The organism is Nonomuraea angiospora, from assembly GCF_014873145.1.
Classification (GTDB): Bacteria; Actinomycetota; Actinomycetes; order Streptosporangiales; family Streptosporangiaceae; genus Nonomuraea; species Nonomuraea angiospora.
Genome location: NZ_JADBEK010000001.1, coordinates 10,852,074 through 10,869,488, shown reverse-complemented (window position 1 = coordinate 10,869,488; position 17,415 = coordinate 10,852,074). Strand labels below are relative to the sequence as shown.

Genomic DNA, 17,415 nt, shown 5'->3' with positions numbered 1-17,415 from the left:
CCGGAGACGACCGACACGACGGCGGTCAGGCGGGCGGAGTGCCGTCGGCGGCGCGGAGGAAGTAATCCGCCCCGCCCACCTGGCCGCCCTTCAGCGCGACCTCGAGCCCGTCGCAGTCCGGGTCGGCGGAGGACAGCACGCACACGGGGCCGCCCGCCGCCAGTGAGGCGACCACGTCCAGGGAGCGGGCGCCGAGGGCGGCCACGACCTGGCCCGAGGTGTCGCCGCCCGCCACCACCAGCCGCCCGACCAGCCCGGCCCGGACGGCCACCGAGGCGATCCGCCCGAGGAGGTCCCCGATGGCCGCGGGGTCCCGGGCCGGGCCGCGGGTGGACTGGACGATCGTGTGGCGCCCCTCCCCCAGGCTCTCCGCCACCTCGGCGAGGAGCCCCGCGAAGGAGCCTGTCGCACCTCGAAGCCCGCTGAAGGCGTCCAGCACGCGCCACCCCGCCCGCTCGGCCACGTCAATCTGGCGGGCGGTGATCGGCGAGCGGCTGCCCGACACGACCAGCACGGGGGCGGCGGGGCCGAGCGGCTCGGGCTCCCGCCGCTCCCCCACGCCGGCCGCCGCGTGGGCGGAGGCGAGGGCGTGGCTCAGGCCGCCGGAGCCGACGCAGAACAGCGGCCCGCCCCGGCCCCTCGCGTCGTCGAGCAGGAGCCGGCCGAGCGCGCGGACGTGCTCCTCGGTCTGGGCGTCCGCCACGAAGGCCGCGTCCGCCCCCAGCGCCCGGTACGCCTCCTCCGACGGCGCGGGCCAGGCGGGCAGCCAGCCGACCCGCCCCGCGCCCTGCTCCGCCAGGCGGATCCGGAGGTCCGACTCCGAGGCGGGGGTGACCGGGTGGTCGCGCATGGGCGGGTAGCGGTCGAGCCGGTGGACCTCGGCGCCCGAGCGGACGAAGTGGTTGGCGAACCACGTGTACCGCCCCAGCTCCGGCTGGGCGGCGAGCACCGGGACCGGGCCCCGCGCCAGCCCTTCACGGTGCAGGGCCGCGATGACCGCCCCGATGCTGCCGTGCGCGGGTGAGGAGTCGAACGTCGAGCAGACCTTGTACTGGATCACCAGCGGCCGCAGCGCCGCCACGGCCCTGAGCACGGGCAGCACCACCGGCACCGGGTCCGCGCAGGCCCGGGCGGTGGTGGCGATGCCGATCACGTCGTACCCGTCGTGCAGGCGGCCGGCGTCGGTGACCAGGCAGCCGGTCAGCCCCAACCGCCTGAACTGCCACAACGCGTCGGTCGCCCCCGTGAAGTCGTCCGCGACGAAGGCGAACGACGTCACGGCCGCCTCACCCCTTTCCGCGTCACTTCCGGATCACCCCGCCGAAGTGCTTCAGCGCCGCGCGCAGCTCCGGCTCGTCCACCTCGTCCAGCGGCACGCCCGCCACGCAGGCCGCCCACGCCTGGCGCATGCTGGTGATCCCCGCGGCCGGGCCGTCCGGGTGGCCGAGCACGCCGCCCCCGGCCAGCACCAGCAGGTCGGTGGTCCCCGTACGGTCCAGGGCGACGGGCGCGGTCCCGGCCCACTGGGCGGACGACAGCACCGGCAGGCAGGGGAAACCGCCGAGCAGCGGCTCCCGGACCGCCGCCACCGTGGCGGCGACCTCGTCGTCCGTGACGTAGAACTTGCTGTGGAACCCGCCGCAGTGCAGCTGGTCGACCCCGGCCAGCCGGGCCAGCTTCTGGTACACCACGTGCCCCATCCCGAGCCCCGGGTGGCGGGCCAGCGCCCCGATGCCGGTGACGTGGCCGTGGATCGGCACCCTGGCGTGCCGGCGCAGCATGGCCACGGCCGGGAAGCCGACGACGTTGAGGTTGACCATCACGCAGGTGCCGCCGGCGGCCACCACCAGGTCGTGGTTGCGCAGCATCCGGTCGGGCTCGTCGCTGATGTTGAACGCGTACATCGGCCGCCGCCCGGTCCGCCGCTCCACCTCGTCGAGGGCGGCCGTCACCGCGCGGATCCGCTCGGGGAGCGGGGCGGGCGGGCAGTCGGCGTTCACCTCGTCGTCCTTGATGAAGTCGGCGCCGGCCAGGCCGAGCTCGCGCACCAGGTCCACGTAGTCGGCGGGGCGCAGCCCGACGTTCGGCTTGACGATGGTGCCGATCAGCACGCCTTCGGGACGGCCGACCAGCCGCCGGGTGCCCTCGACGGCGAACCCCGCCGGCAGGTACGCCGCCCCGAAGGCGTCCGGCAGCTCCAGGTCCACCAGCTTGAGCCCGGCCAGCTCGCGCAGCTCGTACAGGTTGCCCGCGACCACCGGGAGCAGGTTCGTGAGCGAGGGCCCGGTGTTCGCCAGCGGGAAGCCGATCCTGACCAGGGCCGCCGTCAGGGGTCCGTCCCCGATCGCGCCCGGCAGGGGCTCGGAGCCGGGCGGGATCTCCGTGATGGACAGCACCACGGCGCTGTGGCGGGCGCGTAACTCGTCCGTCTCGCCGCGCACGCTGACGAAGGTGCCGGTGCTCTGCTCCCCCGCGATCGCGCTCACGGCCCGCTCCAGCGGAAGGCGGGTGAGCACCCGGTACGTCGCGACCGTCAGCTCGCCGCTCACAGCACGGCCGCCAGGTGCTCCATGGCGAGCGGCGGGCTGGCGAGGATCGGGACCGGAGCCTCGACCGTGCCGGCCACGCGGGCCATCGACGCCTGGGCCAGCACGATCACGTCCACCTCCGCGCCCAGCTCGGCCAGCGCCCCGGCCACCCTCGCGTCGTGCGTGGCGGCGTCCCCGCCCATCAGGGCCTCGAACGCCCCCTCGCACACCCTGGCCGTCAGCGAGACCTCCTTGTCCGAGGCGGCGGCGCGCCGGCGTACCAGGTCGGCGGTGGGGTCGAGGGTGGTGGACAGGGTGGCGAGCACGCCGATCCGGCGGCCGAGGGAGACCGCGCGGTCGGCCATCGGGCGGTCCACCCGGGTCACCGGCACGCCCGTCAGCGGCTCGGCGGCCTCCACGGCGGCGCCGATCGACGAGCACGTCACCAGGATGTGGCCGGCCCCGGCCGCCTCCGCGGAGCCGATGTGGCCGGCCACGCGGCGGGCGGTCTGTGGGGTGAGCCGGCCGGCGGCGATGGTGTTCTTGATCAGGCTGTCGTCGACGATGTTGAAGGTCTCGACTCCCGGCAGGTGCTCGGCGCACAGCTTGGCGAACACGTCGACCAGGGTCGCGGAGGTGTGGATCAGTCCCAGCCTCTTCGTCATGAGCCTCACTTCATCCGATGAAATGTCATCTTCATCGGATGAAATGCTATGAAAAATCGGGCGGGAGCGGTAGCGTCCGGAGCGTGGCAATCGATCCCAAGCGGGACAGGCACGCCCAGGTGGTCCAGGCCCTCGGCCCCCGCATCGTCACGGGCGAGCTCGCTCCCGGCACGTCCATCCCGATCGAGGAGGACCTGGTGGGCGAGCTGGGCATCGGCCGCTCCGCGCTCCGGGAAGGCGTGAAGGTCCTGGCCGGCAAGGGCCTGCTGGAGACCAGGCGGAGCGCGGGCACCAGGGTGCGCCCGCGCGAGTCCTGGAACCTGCTCGACCCCGACGTCCTGAGCTGGCGGTTCGAGCCCGAGCCGCGCCCCCGCGACGTCCAGATGCTGGCCGACCTGCGGGTCGCGCTGGAGCCGGGCGCCGCCAGGGTGGCGGCCGAGCGCGCGGACGCGGTCGCGGTGCAACGCATCGACGAGGCCCTGGCCGCGCTCTATGCCACGGCCGACGACCCCGAACCCTTCATCGAGGCCGACCTGGCCTTCCACAAGGCGGTGTTCGCCGCGGCGGACAACGACCTGCTGCTCTACATCTACGACATGATCAGCATCGCCCTGCGTTCCGTACGGCAGGTGCACACCCGTTCGGTCGCGCACAACAAGGAAACGCTGCCCGGCCACGAGCGCGTGGCGCTGGCGATCAGGCGACGGCACCACCGCAAGGCCGAGGAGGCCATGCGCGAGGTGGTCGAGGTCGCCCGCGCCGACGCCGAGCAGCACGTACGCCTCTGCTGCTAGCTATCTCCAGCAAGAAAGAGCTGACTTTGGACGTCCTCATCGACGTGGACGGCCCCGTGGCCGTCGTCACCCTCAACAGACCCGCCAAGCTCAACGCGATCACCCCTGACATGGCCGCCGCGCTGCGCGCCTGCCTGAGCCGGGTGGACGCCGACCCCGCCATCCGGGTCGCGGTGCTCACCGGCGCGGGCGAGCGCTCGTTCTGCGTCGGCAGCGACATCCGCGAACTGGACGAGTACGCCACGCCGTGGGAGTTCCGCAACCGCGGCGACTACGGCGACGCGGTCCGCGCCCTGCGCAAGCCGATCATCGCGGCCGTCAACGGCTACGCCTACGGCGGCGGCCTGGAGCTGGCCATGGCCTGCGACATCCGCCTGGCGGCCGAGACGGCGACGTTCGCCGCGCCGGAGATCAAGCTCGGCTGGATCGGCGGCAGCGGCCAGTCCGCGCTGCTGGCCCACTCCGTCGGGCCCGGCAACGCCGCCACGATGCTGCTCACCGGCGATCCCGTCGACGCCGCCCGCGCTCTGAGCTGGGGGCTGGTCACCGACGTGTACCCGCAGGAGAAGCTGGTGCCGGCGGCCCTCGAACTGGCCGCGACGATCGCCAAGCGCCCGCCGATCGCCGCGCAGACCGCCAAGGCCAACCTCAAGGCGGCCTACTCGATGCCGCTCGACCAGGCCATCCAGTACGAGCGCGACCTGCAGACCGTCTGCTTCGCCACGCAGGACGCGGCCGAGGGCCGGGCCGCCTTCGCCGAGCGCCGCGAGCCCGTCTTCGAGGGGCGCTGATGGGCGTCCTGGACGGCTACCGCGTCGTCGACCTGTCCATCGCCATGGCGGGCCCGCTGGCCGCCATGCGGCTGGGCGACCTGGGCGCGGACGTGGTCAAGGTGGAGCCGGTGACCGGCGAGTGGCAGCGGCACGCCCCGGCGGGCGGGGCGACGGGCAACCAGGTGAACGCCTCGTTCCTGTCACTCAACCGCAACAAGCGCAGCCTCGCCGTCAACCTCAAGTCCGACGAGGGCCGCGCCATCGTGCACAAGCTCGCCGCGACGGCGGACGTGTTCCTGCAGAACTACCGCGCCGGCGTGGCCGAGCGGCTCGGCATGGACTACGAGACGATCCGGGCCATCAACCCGGGCATCGTGTACGTCTCCATGTCCGGGTACGGCGAGACGGGCCCGTACGTGTCGAGACCCGGCCAGGACCTGCTCCTGCAGGCCATGAGCGGCGCCATGCTGAGCACCGGCCGCGACGGCGACCCGCCCGCGCCCGCGGGCACGTACGCGATAGACGCCATCACCGCCTACAGCGCCTTCGAGGGCGCGCTGGCCGCGCTGCTGCACCGCGAGCGGACCGGTGAGGGCCAGCGGGTGAGCGTCAACATGCTGGACGCGGCCGTCGCCGTGCAGATGCAGGAGCTGTCGATCTTCACGGTCGGCGGCGTGCCGCAGCGGCGCGGGCACGAGCCGCACGGCCACACCTACATCCGCGCGCCGTACGGGGTGTTCGCCACCAAGGACGGCTACCTCGCGCTCGGCATGCCCCGGCTGGACGCGCTCGCGATCGCCCTCGACCTGCCGGAGCTGGCCGCCATGGACGGCGACGCCGACGGCCACACCAGGCGCGACGAGATCACCGCGATGGTCGCCGCGCGGCTGCCGGAGCGGACGACGGCCGAGTGGCTGGAGGTCTGCGCCCGCCACGACCTGTGGGCGGGCCCGGTGTACGGGTACGCGGAGCTGGTGGCGGACCCGCAGGTCAAGCACAACGGCTCGTTCGTCACCTACGAGCACCGCACCGAGGGCACGGTCACCACGCCCGGCTTCCCCTACGGCTTCAGCGCCACCCCGCCGCGGGTGCGCCGGGGCGCGCCGCTGGTCGGCGAGCACACGAGGGAGCTGCTGGAGGAGCTCGGCTACCCGCCGGAGCGCACGGCCGAGCTGGTGGCGGAGGGCGTGCTGGCATGCGAGGACTGACCTGGGACCATCCCCGGGGGTACGCGCCGCTGGACGAGCTGACGCGGCTCGACCTGGCCGGGGACAACCCCTACGGGGACGTGCCGGAGCCGATCGAGTGGGACCGGCAGCCCCTGGAGGGGTTCGAGTCGGAGCCGATCGCGAAGCTGTGCGAGACGTACGACGTGCTCGTCATCGACCATCCCGGGCTGGGTGCGGCCATGGACGCGCTGGTGCCGATGGACGAGCTGTTCGACGAGCCGGTGGAGACGCCGTTCGTCGGCAGGAGTTACGAGAGCTACCACCTGGAGGGCCGCCAGTGGGCGCTGCCGCTCGACGCCGCCGCCCAGGTGGCCGCGGCCAAGGCCGGCGTCGAGGTCCCGGGGACGTGGCCGGAGATGGCGGAGTTCGCGCGGGAGGCGCGGATGGCGCTGTGCCTGGGCGGGCCGCACGCGTTCCTCATGTTCTGCGCGCTGTGCTCGGGCGACTTCCTCGACGAGGCGGCCGGGGCGCGGGCGCTGGAACTCATGTCGGAGCTGCTCGCGCGCTCCGACCGCGACGTGTCGCTGCTCAACCCGATCGGCGTGCTCGACACCATGACGGCCGGCGGGGTGGACTGCTGCCCCCTCCTGTACGGCTACGTGACCTACCCCCTGACCTTCTCCGACGCCCCCGCCTGGCCGGGCGAGCCGCCCGGGAGCGTGCTCGGCGGCACCGGGCTCGTGGTCTCCAGGCGGCGCATCGACGAGATCCGCGAGGCCGTCCGCGCCCACCTGCGCCGCCTGGTGTCGGAGCCCGTGCAGACGAGGCTGTTCCCGGCCACCGGCGGACAGCCCGCGGCCCGCTCCGCCTGGCAGGGCGACCCGACGCTCGCCACCCTGGAGGCCGCCTGGGTCAGGCCGCGCTTCCCCGGCTACATCGCCCTGCAGGAGCGGTCGTCCGCGCTGCTCCGCGACGGGCTGCTCGCCCGCGTCCGGCCCCGCGACCTGCTCAGGGACCTGCACAAGGAATGGAGGCAGACATGACCACGGCGCTCGTGACAGGCGCCGCCGGAGCGCTCGGCAGGGCGATCGTCCGCCGGCTGGCCGCCGACGGCCACCAGGTGGCGGCGCTCGACCTCGACGCTGGCTCCCTCGAAGGCGCGCTCAACCTGAAGGTGGACCTGCGCGACCCGGCCGCGATCGAGTCCGCGTTCGCCGAGACGGCCGCGCGGCTCGGCCCGGTCGGCATCCTCGTCAACAACGCGGCGATCTATCCCGCCAGGCCGTTCCTGGAGGTGCCGCTGGCCGAGTACGAGGACGTGCACGCCGTCAACCAGCGGGCCTACTGGCTGGCCGCCCAGCACGCGGCCAGGCAGATGACCTCGGGCGGCGCGATCGTCAACATCGCCTCGATCACCATGCACGGCGGCTGGTCCGACCTGGCCGCGTACGTTGCCACCAAGGGCGCGGCGGCGGCGCTGACCAGGGCGCTGGCCCGCGAGCTGGGGCCGCGGGAGATCCGGGTCAACTGCGTCTCGCCGGGCGCGTTCCCGACGGCGGCCGAGGAGATCCACGAGGACCCCGAGGCGTACAACCGGTTCGTCCTGGAGCGGCAGTCGCTCCAGCGGCGCGGCACGCCCGACGAGCTGGCGGCCGTGGTGTCGTTCCTGGCGGGCCCGGACGCGTCGTTCGTCACGGGCCAGACCATCGAAGTCAACGGAGGGTGGGTGATGGCATGACGCCGGAGCGCAGGCGGCTGGCCGAGCTGACCGGGGACCTGAGCGCGGCCGGCGGGGTCCGGCTGGTGACGCTCGGGGACGGGGTCGAGCGGGGCATCAGGACGCTGGAGTTCCGCACCGGCTCGGGGCTGGCGTTCGACGTGCTGGTGGACAGGTGCATGGACATCGGGCACGCCGAGCACGCCGGGCGCTCGTTCGGCTGGCGCTCCCCCACCGGCTTCCGCCACCCCGGGCTGCACGAGAACGCCGACGAGGACGGGCTGTCCTGGCTGCGCTCGTTCTCCGGGCTCATCGTCACGGCCGGGCTCGACCACACGCTGTTCGGGGGCGAGGTGCCCGCCGACACCTACCACTACCCGCCCCGGCGGTCGGTGCGGCACGGGCTGCACGGCCGCGCGGGCAACCTCCCGGCCCGGCTCACCGGGTACGGCGAGCGCTGGGACGGCGACCGCTGCGTGCTGTGGGCCGAGGGCGAGGTGCGCCAGGCCGCGGTGTTCGCCGAGAACCTGCGCCTGGTCCGCCGCATCGAGGCCGACCTGGGCGGCGACGAGATCAGGCTGGTCGACACCGTCACCAACGCCGGGTTCGAGCCGGCGCCGCACATGTTCCTCTACCACATCAACCTGGGCTGGCCGCTGCTGGACGAGGGCGCCCGGCTGGAGGCCGACATCCGCGAGACGCTCTGGCAGAGCGACAGCGTGGCCGAGCAGAAGGCCGACCACGTGACCTTCCCCGGGCCGGCGCCGGGGTTCGTGGAGCAGGTGTACGAGCACGCGCTGAACCCCGGGGCGGACGGGCTGCACCGGGTGGCGGTGGCCAACGACCGGCTCGGGATGAAGGTCACCGTGGAGTGGCGGGCGGAGGAGTTCCCGTACTTCTTCGAGTGGCTGAACCTGCGCTCGGGCAACTACGCGGTCGGCCTGGAGCCGTCCACCCACCACGTGTCGGGCAACGCGGCGGCGCGGGAGGACGGCAGCATGATCTGGCTGGGCCCGCAGGAGTCGCGGACGTATAAGACGACCTTCCGCGTCTCCTAGTGCAGCCCGTACGCGCGGCGGGCCGTACCGGCGAAGACCTCGGCCCGCTCGCCTTCCGACAACCCGGCGCACAGGTCGTCCGCGGCCTGTGCGACCTGGTCGTAGCCGGCGGCGAGCAGGCAGACCGGCCAGTCGGAGCCGAACATCACCCGCTCGGGCCCGAACGCCTCCAGGACGGTCTCGGCGTACGGCCGCAGGTCGGCCACCTGCCAGGACGCCCAGTCGGCCTCGGTGACCATGCCGGACAGCTTGCAGTAGACGTTCGGGCGGGCGGCCAGCTCCAGGATCCGGCTGCGCCACGGCTCCAGCTCGCCGGCGGCGATCGGCGGCTTGGACAGGTGGTCGAGCACGAACGTGAGCTCGGGCATGGCCGTCACGGTGTCGATGGCCGCCGGGAGCTGGTGCGGCAGCGTGAGCAGGTCGTAGGCCAGCCCGGCGGCGGCCACCGCGGCGAGCCCGCGGCGCACGTCGGGCCGGGTGAGCCAGTCCGGGTCCGGCTCGGACTGGACGCCGTGCCGGATGCCCACCAGCCCGGCCGGCAGGCCCGCCAGGGTGTCGGCGGCGTCGGGCGCGGTCAGGTCGATCCAGCCGACGACGCCCGCGACCAGGTCGGACTCCGCGGCCAGCGCCAGGAACTCGCGCGTCTCGGTCAGATCGGGCAGCACCTGGACCAGCACGGTCGCGCTCACGCCGGCCGCCGCCGCGGGCCCGGCGAGGTCGTCGAGGGTGAACGTGCGCCGGACGGGCGCCATCGGCTCGGGGTCGAGCCAGCCGTGCGGGCGGGCGGCGAGGTCCCAGACGTGGTGGTGGGCGTCGATTCGGGTCATGGCTCAGTCCAACTCGGTCCAGAGGGCTTCGGGAATCGGGGTGGCGGCCAGGGCGAGGTCCTCGGCCACCTCCTCGGGGCTGCGGGCGCCGACCACGATGCCGGTCACGGCCGGGTGGCGCAACGGGAACTGGAGGGCGGCCGCCGCGAGCGGCACGTCGTAGGCGGCGCAGCGCTCGGCCAGGCCGCGCGCCCGCTTCAGCACCGGCTCGGGCGCCGGGGCGTAGTCGTAGTACGCGCCGGGCCCAGGGTCGGCCAGGATGCCGCCGTTGAACACCCCCGCCACCAGCACGCCGGTGCCGCGCTCGGCGCACAGCGGGAGCAGCTCGTCGGCCGCCGTGCGGTCGAGCAGGCTGTAGCGGCCGGCCACCATCACGCAGTCGACGTCGGTCTCCCGCACGAACCTGACCAGCATCTCGGCCTGCGTCATGCCGACCCCGACCGCCCGCACCCCGCCCTGCTCGCGCAGCCGCTCGAGGGCCGGGTAGGCGTGCCGCACGGCCTGCTCCCAGTGGTCGTCGGGGTCGTGGATGAGCAGGATGTCGAACGCGTCGAGCCCGGAGCGCTCGAGGCTGCCGGCGAGGGAGGCGTAGACGCCCTCCACGGTGTAGTCGCGCCTGGCGGGGTCGAGCAGCGCGCCGACCTTGCTGGACACCGTCGCCTCGGACCGGTCGACGCCCGCGAGGAAGCTTCCCAGCCGCCTCTCGGCCAGGCCGGAGCCGTAGCGGGGGGCGGTGTCGAAGTAGCGGACGCCCGCGGACCAGGCGGCGTCGAGCGTGGCGGCGGCCTGCTCGTCGCCGACCGCGGCGTAGAGCCCGGCCAGGGGGGCGGTGCCGAGGCCGATCCGGGAAACGCCAACGCCGCTGCGCCCGAGCTTCTCCATGATCGGCAACCTAGCAGAGGTCCCATCTTTCGGCTAGATCTACGGGAGGTATGGACATCAGATGACCTCGTAGCGTAAAGATACATCCTACGTTCACCGCGCTTGTGGCGTCCCTGTGAGCGGCTGCTGAGCCGGACAGGTCGTACGCATCCCTGCGCTCCCCCCTCCACCGTGTTCTGGAACAGGAGTGACGGTGTCCAACGACGGCTACACACGACGAGGCGTACTCATGACCGGCTTAGGCGCCGCGGCCGGGTCCCTGCTCGTGACCACCCCCGCGCACGCCTCCACGGCCGCCGGCCCGCTCAAACTCTGGTACGACCGCCCGGCGGCGGCCTGGCTGGAGGCGCTGCCGGTCGGGTGCGGGAGGCTCGGGGCCATGGTCTTCGGCGGCGTGGCCACCGAGCGCCTGCAGCTCAACGAGGACAGCATCTGGGCCGGCGGCCCGCACGACTACGACAACCCCGAGGCCCTGGCCGCGCTCCCCGAGATCAGGCGGCTGGTCTGGGAGGACAAGTGGCAGGCCGCCCAGAACCTGGCGGACAAGAAGTTCCTGGGCAAGCCCAGCGAGCAGGCGCCGTACCAGGTGCTGGGCGACCTCACACTGACCTTCCCGGGCGCGGCGGAGTTCACGGAGTACCGCCGCGAGCTGGACCTGTCCCGGGCCGTCACCACGGTCACGTACGTGCGCGACGGCGTTCGCCACACGCGCGAGGTCTTCGCCAGCAACCCCGACCAGGTCGTCGTCGTCCGCCACACGGCCGACAAGCCCGGCTCGGTGACGTTCCAGGCGGCCTTCACCAGCCCGCAGGCGTCCTCCAGCTCCTCCGCCGGCCGCGACTCCATCGCGCTGGACGGGGTCAGCACCGACACGCAGGGCCTGAAGGGCGAGGTCCGCTTCCGGGCCCTGGCCAGGGCGCAGGCCCGCGGCGGCGCGGTCCGCACCGACGGCGGCACGCTGATCGTCGAGGGGGCGGACGAGGTCACGCTGCTGATCTCGATGGGCTCCAGCTACCGCAGCTACAAGGACGTCGGCGGCGACCCGGCCGAGGTGGCGGGCAGGCATCTGACGCGGGCGTCCGGGCAGCCGTACGAGGTGCTGAAGCGCAAGCACGTACGGGACTACCAGCGGCTCTTCGGGCGGCTCGAGATCGACCTGGGCACCTCGGAGGCCGCCGCGCTCCCCACCGACCAGCGGATCGCGCGCAAGCAGCTCGACACCGACCCCGGGCTGGCCGCCCTGTACTACCAGTTCGGCCGCTACCTGCTGATCTCCAGCTCCCGCTCGCCCGGCTACGCCGCCAACCTGCAGGGCATCTGGAACGACTCGCTCACGCCCTCGTGGGAGTCGAAGTACACGATCAACATCAACTGCGAGATGAACTACTGGCCCGCCGCGCCCGCGAACCTGGTCGAGTGCATGGACCCGCTGTTCGACCTGATCAAGGACCTTGCGGAAACCGGGGCCAGGACGGCTGCGGCGCAGTACGGCGCGAAGGGCTGGGTGGCGCACCACAACACCGACGGCTGGCGCGGGACCGCGCCCGTGGACTTCGCCTTCTACGGCGTGTGGCCCACCGGCGGGGCGTGGCTGTGCCTGATGCTCTGGGAGCACTACCTCTACACGGGGGACGAGCGGCGCCTGCGCGAGCACTTCCCGCTGATCAAGGGGTCGGTGGAGTTCTTCCTGGACACGCTGCAGACCGATCCCCGCAGCGGCTACCTGGTGACGAACCCGTCGCACTCCCCGGAGGTCGGACACCACGAGGACGGCGGGGAGAACGTCAGCATCTGCGCCGGGCCCACCATGGACATGCAGATCCTGCGGGACCTGTTCGGGGCCTTCTCGGAGGCGGCGGAGATCCTGGGGGTCGAGGCGGAGATGCGCGCCAAGGCCGTGGACGCCCGCTCGCGGCTCGTCCCCAACCAGATCGGCCACCTGGGGCAGATCCAGGAGTGGCAGGAGGACTACCGGGGCGACGCGGCGCTCTCCCGCAGCCGCCACATCTCGCACCTGTGGGGCCTGTTCCCCGGCCACCAGATCGACCCCCGCCTGTCGCCCGACCTGGCCGCCGCCGCCCGGCGCACCCTGGAGCTGCGCGGCGAGGCGGGGGCCGGGTGGTCGCTGGCCTGGAAGATCAACTTCTGGGCGCGGCTGCTGGACGCTCCCGAGGCGTACAAGCGGCTGTCGAACCTGCTGCTGCCCGCCCGTACGGCGCCGAACATGTTCGACCTGCATCCGCCGTTCCAGATCGACGGCAACTTCGGCGGGACGTCGGGGATCACGGAGATGCTGCTGCAGAGCCACGGGGACCAGGTGCACCTGCTGCCCGCCCTCCCCGCCGCCTGGCCGGCCGGGTCGATCCGGGGCTTCCGGGCGCGGGGCGGCTTCGAGGTGGACCTGTCGTGGAGCGCGGGCGCGCTGGTCCGGGGGCGGATCCGCTCGGACCTGGGGCGCGAACTCACCCTCCGGACGGCCGCGCCGGTGACGGTGACATCAGGCGGGCGCCCGGTCGCGGTCTCCCGTCCCGAGCCGAACGTCGTCGTCCTCGACACCCGCCGAGGAGCCACCTACGACCTCACCCCATCCCCCTGACCCCCTGCCCGCCACATCCCGGGTGCCCTCCGGCACACCCGGCCGAGCACCGCACACGGACGCCCCTCCGGCGGGCGCAGCGGCGCTCGGCCGGGCACCGTGCACAGGCGCCGGGCTCCACCGCGCCACACCCCGCCGACGCGGTGCTGCTCAGACGGTGGCGGTCGGGGGTGGCGGGGATGTGCGGGCGCGGGGGCGGGTGCGGGAGGCTTCGCCGCGGGCGTGGGCGGCGAAGAGGCGGGCCGCCTCGTCCGGGTCGCCCGACGCCAGGGCCGCCACCAGGTCGTCGTGGTGGCCCGCCATGGCCGTCCAGTCCCCGTCGTACAGCGGGTTGCCCACCACGTGCAGGCTCCACAGATTGGACTCGATGGTCCGCCACAACCGCAGCAGGAACGAGTTGCCGCAGGCCGCGCAGACCCGCCGGTGGAAGGCCAGGTCGGCGTCGCGGAAGGCGCCGATGTCGCCGTCCTGGGCCGCCTGCCGCATGGCCAGCACGTCGGCCGAGAGCTCCCGCAGGGTGTCGGCCTGGATGCGGGCGGCGGCGCCCCGTGCGGCATACTCCTCCAGCAGCACCCTGATGTCGCGGACCTCCCGGGCCTGCTCGTCCGAGATCTCCGCGACGTAGCTCCCCCGGTTGGGATAGGAGATGACCAGCCCCTCGTGCGCCAACCGCTTGATCGCCTCACGCGCCGGGGCCTGGCTGGTGCCGACCCGGCGGGCGATCTCCGCTTCCACCAGCCGCTGCCCCGCCACCAGCTCCCCCGAGACGATCCACCCGCGCAGCAGCGCGTAGACGCGGTCGGACAGCAGCTCCCTGGGCAGCAGCCGGGCCGCGGGCGGCGCGATCTGCTGCTCCTGCCAGATCCGGGCCACCGTCGACTGCGAGAGCCCGAGCTGGCGCGCCATCGTACGGGTCGAGGGCACGGCCGCGCCGCCGGCCGCGGCGGCGATCACGCGCTCGGCCTCCTGCCGCTCCGCGGTGCGCGGGCGGCCGGGCCGGGGCGCGTCCGCCAGCCCGTCGAGCCCACGCTCCACGAAGCGGGCCCGCCATTTGGCCACCGTCGCCGGGCTCACGTCGAGCCGGTCGGCGATCTCCTTGCGCGGCAGCCCGTCCGCGCAGGCGAGCACGATCCGGCTGCGCAACCCCAGCCCCCCGGAAGACCCTTCGGCCCACTCGCGCAGCGCGGAGCGCTCCTCCTCGCCCAGCACCAGCCGCTTGTCGTCATCGCGTCCAGCCACGACCCCACCCTAACGTATTTATGACTCAGTCACTCACTGGAAACTTATTTGTAGCGCCACATATCCCCTTGACGAGGGTATGTGACCAACGTATTAAATAATCGCTAATCGAGTAACGACCCATTAAAAGGCGTCGCAGATCTCGCCCCCTTGGAGGTGCGATGCGTTCCCCCCATCCATTCCTCACCCCCACAGCCCTCGGCTGCCTGCTCCTGCTCACCGGCTGTGGCGGGGGCGGCTTCGCCGGCGACTCGCAGGCCAAGCAGGGCGAGGGCGGCCAGATCACGGTGCGGATGCTGGTCAACATCACCCCGAACCTCACCCAGGCGTACTGGGACGGCCTGGTCAAACCGTTCGAGCAGGCCAACCCCGGCATCGACGTCAAGGTCGAGGCGCCGACCGGCAAGGGGGTGGCCGACACGCTGCCGCAGCAGCTCGCCGCGGGCAACGCGCCCGACGTGGTCGAGACGCTGACGGTGGACGAGACGCTCTCCAAGCAGATGCTCGACCTGACCGACCAGCCGTGGACGAAGGACACGCCGCTGGCCAAGGAGGCGAGCCTGGGCGGCAAGATCTACACGGTCGGCGTCGGGGTGCAGGCGCAGTCGCTGGTCTTCTACAACAAGAGCGCGTTCGACAAGGCCGGGATCGACAAGCCGCCGGCCACGCTCGACGAGTTCGACGCCGCCATGGGCAAGCTCAAGGCGGCCGGGTGGCTGCCGCTGCAGACCGGCGGCGAGTTCCTGACCGGGCTCCAGCTGCTGCAGTTCTCCGGCCCGTCGCGCGCCCAGCTCCATCCCACCTGGCAGCAGGACGTCAAGGCGGGCAAGATCAAGGCCGGCGAGTCGCTGCTGCCCTACCTGGAGCGCTACCGCACCTGGATCGACAAGGGCTACGTCGACAAGAACGCCCTGGGCACGAAGTACGCCGACGCCGAGACCGCGTTCCTGTCCGGCAAGTCCGCCATGTACGTGATGGGCAGCTGGTTCACCGCCGCCGAGGCCAAGACCAAGAAGGACTTCGAGGTCGGCGTCTTCCCGGCCCCGGTCGACAAGGGCCAGGCGTACCCGGGTCCGCAGGGCGCCACGATGGCGGCCCCGTACATGATCCTCAAGTCCACCCCCAACAAGGACGCGGCGCTCAAGCTCGTGCAGTGGCTCGTCACCGACCAGGCGGCGGTCAAGAGCCAGCTCAAGCAGGACGGCAACTTCCGCGCCGGGGTCGAGCGCGAGTTCACCCCGCTGGAGAAGCAGGTGCAGGACATCCTCGACAGCGCCCCCTCCGGCGTCCCGCAGGGCGAGGGGTACGGCGACGCCACCCTCCCCAAGGGCTTCAACGCCGCGTGGAACACCGAGGTCCAGGGCCTGTACGTGGGCAAGTCGCCCAAGGAAGTGGCCGAGGGCGTGGACCGCTGGCTGGCCGGCCGCAAATGACGCTGACCCGGGAAGCGCCCCCGGCCGTCCCCGAGGCCCCCGCCCTTCCGAAGACCAGGCGCGGCGACGGGTGGGCCAACACGATCATGGTCGCCCCCGCCACCGTCCTCTACACCGTGATGCTGATCGTCCCGGTCGGCCTGGCGCTCTACCTGAGCCTCACCGACTGGGACGGCTTCAGCGCCGACCCCGCCTTCGTCGGCGCCGCCAACTACCTCGACCTCCTCGACGACCCCGAGCTGCGCCGCGCCGCCCTCGTCACCCTGCTGGTCGCCGCCGCGGGCACGGCCGGGCTCAACCTGCTCGGCCTCGGCTTCGCCCTCCTGGTGAACGGAGCCTCGAAGGCGAACACGTTCTTCCGGATCGTCCTGTTCTATCCGCACGTGCTCAGCGCCCTCGTGGTCGGCTTCCTCTGGTCGGCGATCCTCGGCACCAACGGCGCGGTCAACAACCTGGTGACGAAGTGGGGCGGCGAGGTGCTGCCGTTCCTGTCGGACCCGGCGTGGGCCACGGTCACCATGATCGGGGTGCTGGTGTGGGCCGGGTTCGGGGTCAACGTGGTGCTCTACCTGGCGGGGCTGCAGGCCGTGCCGCACTCCCTGATCGAGGCGGCGCGCATCGACGGCGCGACGCGCTGGCAGGTGTTCAGGAACGTGACGCTCCCGGCGCTCGGCCCGTCCGTGACGGTCAACATCGTGCTGTCGCTGGTGACGCTGCTCAAGACGTACGACCTGGTGGTGTCGCTGACGGCGGGCGGCCCGGCCGGGCAGACGCAGACCGTCGCCTACCTCATCCTGTGGAACTCCTTCCACGACGCCCGCCTCGGCTTCGGCTCCGCGCAGTCGGTGCTGCTCATGCTGGTGACGGCGGCGCTGGCGTTCGTGGTGACCAGGCTGCGCAGGCGTGGCGAGCTGGCGGTGCACCAGTGAGAAAGACGTTCCTCTGGGCGACCGTCGCCTTCATGCTCATCCCCCTGTACGTGCTGACCGTCAACGCGTTCAAGGGCCAGCAGGACATCCTGGCCGACCCGTTCGGCCTGGGCGGCCTCACGCTGGAGCCGCTGGGCAGGGCGCTGACGAACCCGCAGTTCAACGTGGTCAAGGGGTACGCGGTCACGCTGCTGTTCGTGGTGGCGGTCAACGTGCTGTCGGTGGTGCTGGCCGCGCCGGCCGCCTACGTGATCGCGCGCAGCCCGAAGCGCCGCTTCCGGGTGCTGATGCTGTTCTTCCTGGCCGGGACGTTCATCCCGGGCCAGGTGCTGGTCATCCCCGTCGTGTACGTGCTCAAGACCCTCGGCCTGATGGGCACCATCCGCGGGTTCGTGCTGTTCGAGACCGTGTTGACGCTACCGTTCTCGATCTTCCTGTACGCCGGCTACATCGCCACCATCCCGGCCGTGCTCGACCAGGCGGCGGCCGTGGACGGGGCGAGCAGGCTGCGTACGTTCTGGCAGATCGTCTTCCCGCTGATGAGGCCCGCGGTCGCCACGATGGTCATCCTCAACACCTTCTCGGTGTGGAACGACTTCGTGAACCCGCAGATCATCCTCGGCCCCGGCAGCGGCCTCTACACCGTGACCACCGGCGTCTACGCGGCCGTCAGCCAGTACTCCACCGACTACACGGTGGTCTTCCCGACGCTGCTGCTGGCCATCGCCCCGCTGCTGGTCTTCTTCGTCTTCATGCAACGGCACATCATCAGCGGCCTGACCGCCGGAGCAACGAAAGGGTGAAG

Annotated in this window: 16 protein-coding genes; 10 read left to right on the top strand and 6 right to left on the bottom strand. The window is 72.7% G+C overall.

Annotation, left to right across the window (positions count from 1 at the left end; translation table 11 throughout):
• Positions 1-25: 25 nt before the first annotated feature.
• From H4W80_RS64095 to H4W80_RS49985, 3 genes are read right to left on the bottom strand one after another with little or no spacing between them, the layout of a single operon-like run.
• The gene (locus H4W80_RS64095) at positions 26-1,279 is read right to left on the bottom strand and encodes a four-carbon acid sugar kinase family protein (protein WP_192791501.1); all 1,254 of its coding nucleotides are present in this window, start codon (positions 1,277-1,279) and stop codon (positions 26-28) included.
• Positions 1,280-1,301: 22 nt separating this feature from the next.
• Entirely contained in the window at positions 1,302-2,549 is a 1,248-nt protein-coding gene (locus H4W80_RS49990) for a RuBisCO large subunit C-terminal-like domain-containing protein (RefSeq protein WP_192791500.1), read from the bottom strand.
• Positions 2,546-3,193, bottom strand: a complete 648-nt coding sequence (locus H4W80_RS49985) for an aspartate/glutamate racemase family protein (protein ID WP_192791499.1) — start codon at positions 3,191-3,193, stop codon at positions 2,546-2,548. The genes H4W80_RS49990 and H4W80_RS49985 overlap by 4 nt, the downstream gene beginning before the upstream one ends.
• 83 nt (positions 3,194-3,276) lie before the next feature.
• Between H4W80_RS49985 and H4W80_RS49980 the strand changes: the two genes are divergently transcribed.
• From H4W80_RS49980 to H4W80_RS49955, 6 genes are read left to right on the top strand one after another with little or no spacing between them, the layout of a single operon-like run.
• Positions 3,277-3,987 carry a FadR/GntR family transcriptional regulator gene (locus H4W80_RS49980; protein WP_192791498.1) on the top strand — a complete coding sequence of 237 codons (711 nt, stop codon included), beginning with the start codon at positions 3,277-3,279 and terminating at the stop codon, positions 3,985-3,987.
• Positions 3,988-4,013: 26 nt separating this feature from the next.
• Positions 4,014-4,778 (top strand): enoyl-CoA hydratase/isomerase family protein, encoded by a 765-nt coding sequence (locus tag H4W80_RS49975; RefSeq protein ID WP_225964105.1) that lies wholly within the window; start codon positions 4,014-4,016, stop codon positions 4,776-4,778.
• Positions 4,778-5,968 (top strand): CaiB/BaiF CoA transferase family protein, encoded by a 1,191-nt coding sequence (locus tag H4W80_RS49970; protein WP_192791497.1) that lies wholly within the window; start codon positions 4,778-4,780, stop codon positions 5,966-5,968. Before H4W80_RS49975 ends, H4W80_RS49970 begins: the two co-directional genes overlap by 1 nt.
• On the top strand, positions 5,956-6,972 hold the full coding sequence (locus tag H4W80_RS49965; protein WP_192791496.1) for a type 2 periplasmic-binding domain-containing protein: 1,017 nt from the start codon (positions 5,956-5,958) through the stop codon (positions 6,970-6,972). Before H4W80_RS49970 ends, H4W80_RS49965 begins: the two co-directional genes overlap by 13 nt.
• A complete protein-coding gene (locus tag H4W80_RS49960; RefSeq protein WP_192791495.1) occupies positions 6,969-7,667 on the top strand; it encodes an SDR family NAD(P)-dependent oxidoreductase in 699 nt (232 codons plus the stop codon). Before H4W80_RS49965 ends, H4W80_RS49960 begins: the two co-directional genes overlap by 4 nt.
• Positions 7,664-8,704 carry an aldose 1-epimerase family protein gene (locus tag H4W80_RS49955; RefSeq protein WP_192791494.1) on the top strand — a complete coding sequence of 347 codons (1,041 nt, stop codon included), beginning with the start codon at positions 7,664-7,666 and terminating at the stop codon, positions 8,702-8,704. The genes H4W80_RS49960 and H4W80_RS49955 overlap by 4 nt, the downstream gene beginning before the upstream one ends.
• On the opposite strand, the gene H4W80_RS49950 is transcribed toward H4W80_RS49955, so the two are convergent.
• Positions 8,701-9,531, bottom strand: a complete 831-nt coding sequence (locus H4W80_RS49950) for an amidohydrolase family protein (protein ID WP_192791493.1) — start codon at positions 9,529-9,531, stop codon at positions 8,701-8,703. The two genes, H4W80_RS49955 and H4W80_RS49950, sit on opposite strands and share 4 nt — an antisense overlap.
• 3 nt (positions 9,532-9,534) lie before the next feature.
• Positions 9,535-10,413 carry an aldo/keto reductase gene (locus tag H4W80_RS49945; protein ID WP_192791492.1) on the bottom strand — a complete coding sequence of 293 codons (879 nt, stop codon included), beginning with the start codon at positions 10,411-10,413 and terminating at the stop codon, positions 9,535-9,537.
• A gap of 229 nt (positions 10,414-10,642) precedes the next feature.
• Here H4W80_RS49945 and H4W80_RS49940 point away from each other — a divergent pair, with 229 nt between their 5' ends.
• Positions 10,643-13,009, top strand: a complete 2,367-nt coding sequence (locus H4W80_RS49940; RefSeq protein ID WP_192791491.1) for a glycoside hydrolase family 95 protein — start codon at positions 10,643-10,645, stop codon at positions 13,007-13,009.
• 150 nt (positions 13,010-13,159) lie between these two features.
• On the opposite strand, the gene H4W80_RS49935 is transcribed toward H4W80_RS49940, so the two are convergent.
• Complete coding sequence (locus tag H4W80_RS49935) at positions 13,160-14,248, bottom strand: FCD domain-containing protein (protein ID WP_192791490.1); 1,089 nt, start codon at positions 14,246-14,248, stop codon at positions 13,160-13,162.
• A 161-nt stretch (positions 14,249-14,409) separates the two neighbouring features.
• Here H4W80_RS49935 and H4W80_RS49930 point away from each other — a divergent pair, with 161 nt between their 5' ends.
• From H4W80_RS49930 to H4W80_RS49920, 3 genes are read left to right on the top strand one after another with little or no spacing between them, the layout of a single operon-like run.
• Positions 14,410-15,681: an ABC transporter substrate-binding protein gene (locus tag H4W80_RS49930; RefSeq protein ID WP_192791489.1), complete on the top strand. Its 1,272-nt coding sequence runs from the start codon at positions 14,410-14,412 to the stop codon at positions 15,679-15,681.
• Positions 15,678-16,610: a carbohydrate ABC transporter permease gene (locus H4W80_RS49925; RefSeq protein ID WP_225964104.1), complete on the top strand. Its 933-nt coding sequence runs from the start codon at positions 15,678-15,680 to the stop codon at positions 16,608-16,610. The genes H4W80_RS49930 and H4W80_RS49925 overlap by 4 nt, the downstream gene beginning before the upstream one ends.
• Positions 16,607-17,413: a carbohydrate ABC transporter permease gene (locus tag H4W80_RS49920; RefSeq protein ID WP_318787428.1), complete on the top strand. Its 807-nt coding sequence runs from the start codon at positions 16,607-16,609 to the stop codon at positions 17,411-17,413. The genes H4W80_RS49925 and H4W80_RS49920 overlap by 4 nt, the downstream gene beginning before the upstream one ends.
• Positions 17,414-17,415: the final 2 nt, after the last annotated feature.

What these genes read in the sequence shown, in the direction of transcription:
- H4W80_RS49950 (WP_192791493.1), bottom strand. Translation starts at nt 9,531, where the DNA reads ATGACCCGAATCGACGCCCACCACCACGTCTGGGACCTCGCCGCCCGC.
- H4W80_RS49960 (WP_192791495.1), top strand. Translation starts at nt 6,969, where the DNA reads ATGACCACGGCGCTCGTGACAGGCGCCGCCGGAGCGCTCGGCAGGGCG.
- H4W80_RS49930 (WP_192791489.1), top strand. Translation starts at nt 14,410, where the DNA reads ATGCGTTCCCCCCATCCATTCCTCACCCCCACAGCCCTCGGCTGCCTG.
- H4W80_RS49945 (WP_192791492.1), bottom strand. Translation starts at nt 10,413, where the DNA reads ATGGAGAAGCTCGGGCGCAGCGGCGTTGGCGTTTCCCGGATCGGCCTC.
- H4W80_RS49940 (WP_192791491.1), top strand. Translation starts at nt 10,643, where the DNA reads ATGACCGGCTTAGGCGCCGCGGCCGGGTCCCTGCTCGTGACCACCCCC.
- H4W80_RS49970 (WP_192791497.1), top strand. Translation starts at nt 4,778, where the DNA reads ATGGGCGTCCTGGACGGCTACCGCGTCGTCGACCTGTCCATCGCCATG.
- H4W80_RS49965 (WP_192791496.1), top strand. Translation starts at nt 5,956, where the DNA reads ATGCGAGGACTGACCTGGGACCATCCCCGGGGGTACGCGCCGCTGGAC.
- H4W80_RS49955 (WP_192791494.1), top strand. Translation starts at nt 7,664, where the DNA reads ATGACGCCGGAGCGCAGGCGGCTGGCCGAGCTGACCGGGGACCTGAGC.
- H4W80_RS49985 (WP_192791499.1), bottom strand. Translation starts at nt 3,193, where the DNA reads ATGACGAAGAGGCTGGGACTGATCCACACCTCCGCGACCCTGGTCGAC.
- H4W80_RS49925 (WP_225964104.1), top strand. Translation starts at nt 15,678, where the DNA reads ATGACGCTGACCCGGGAAGCGCCCCCGGCCGTCCCCGAGGCCCCCGCC.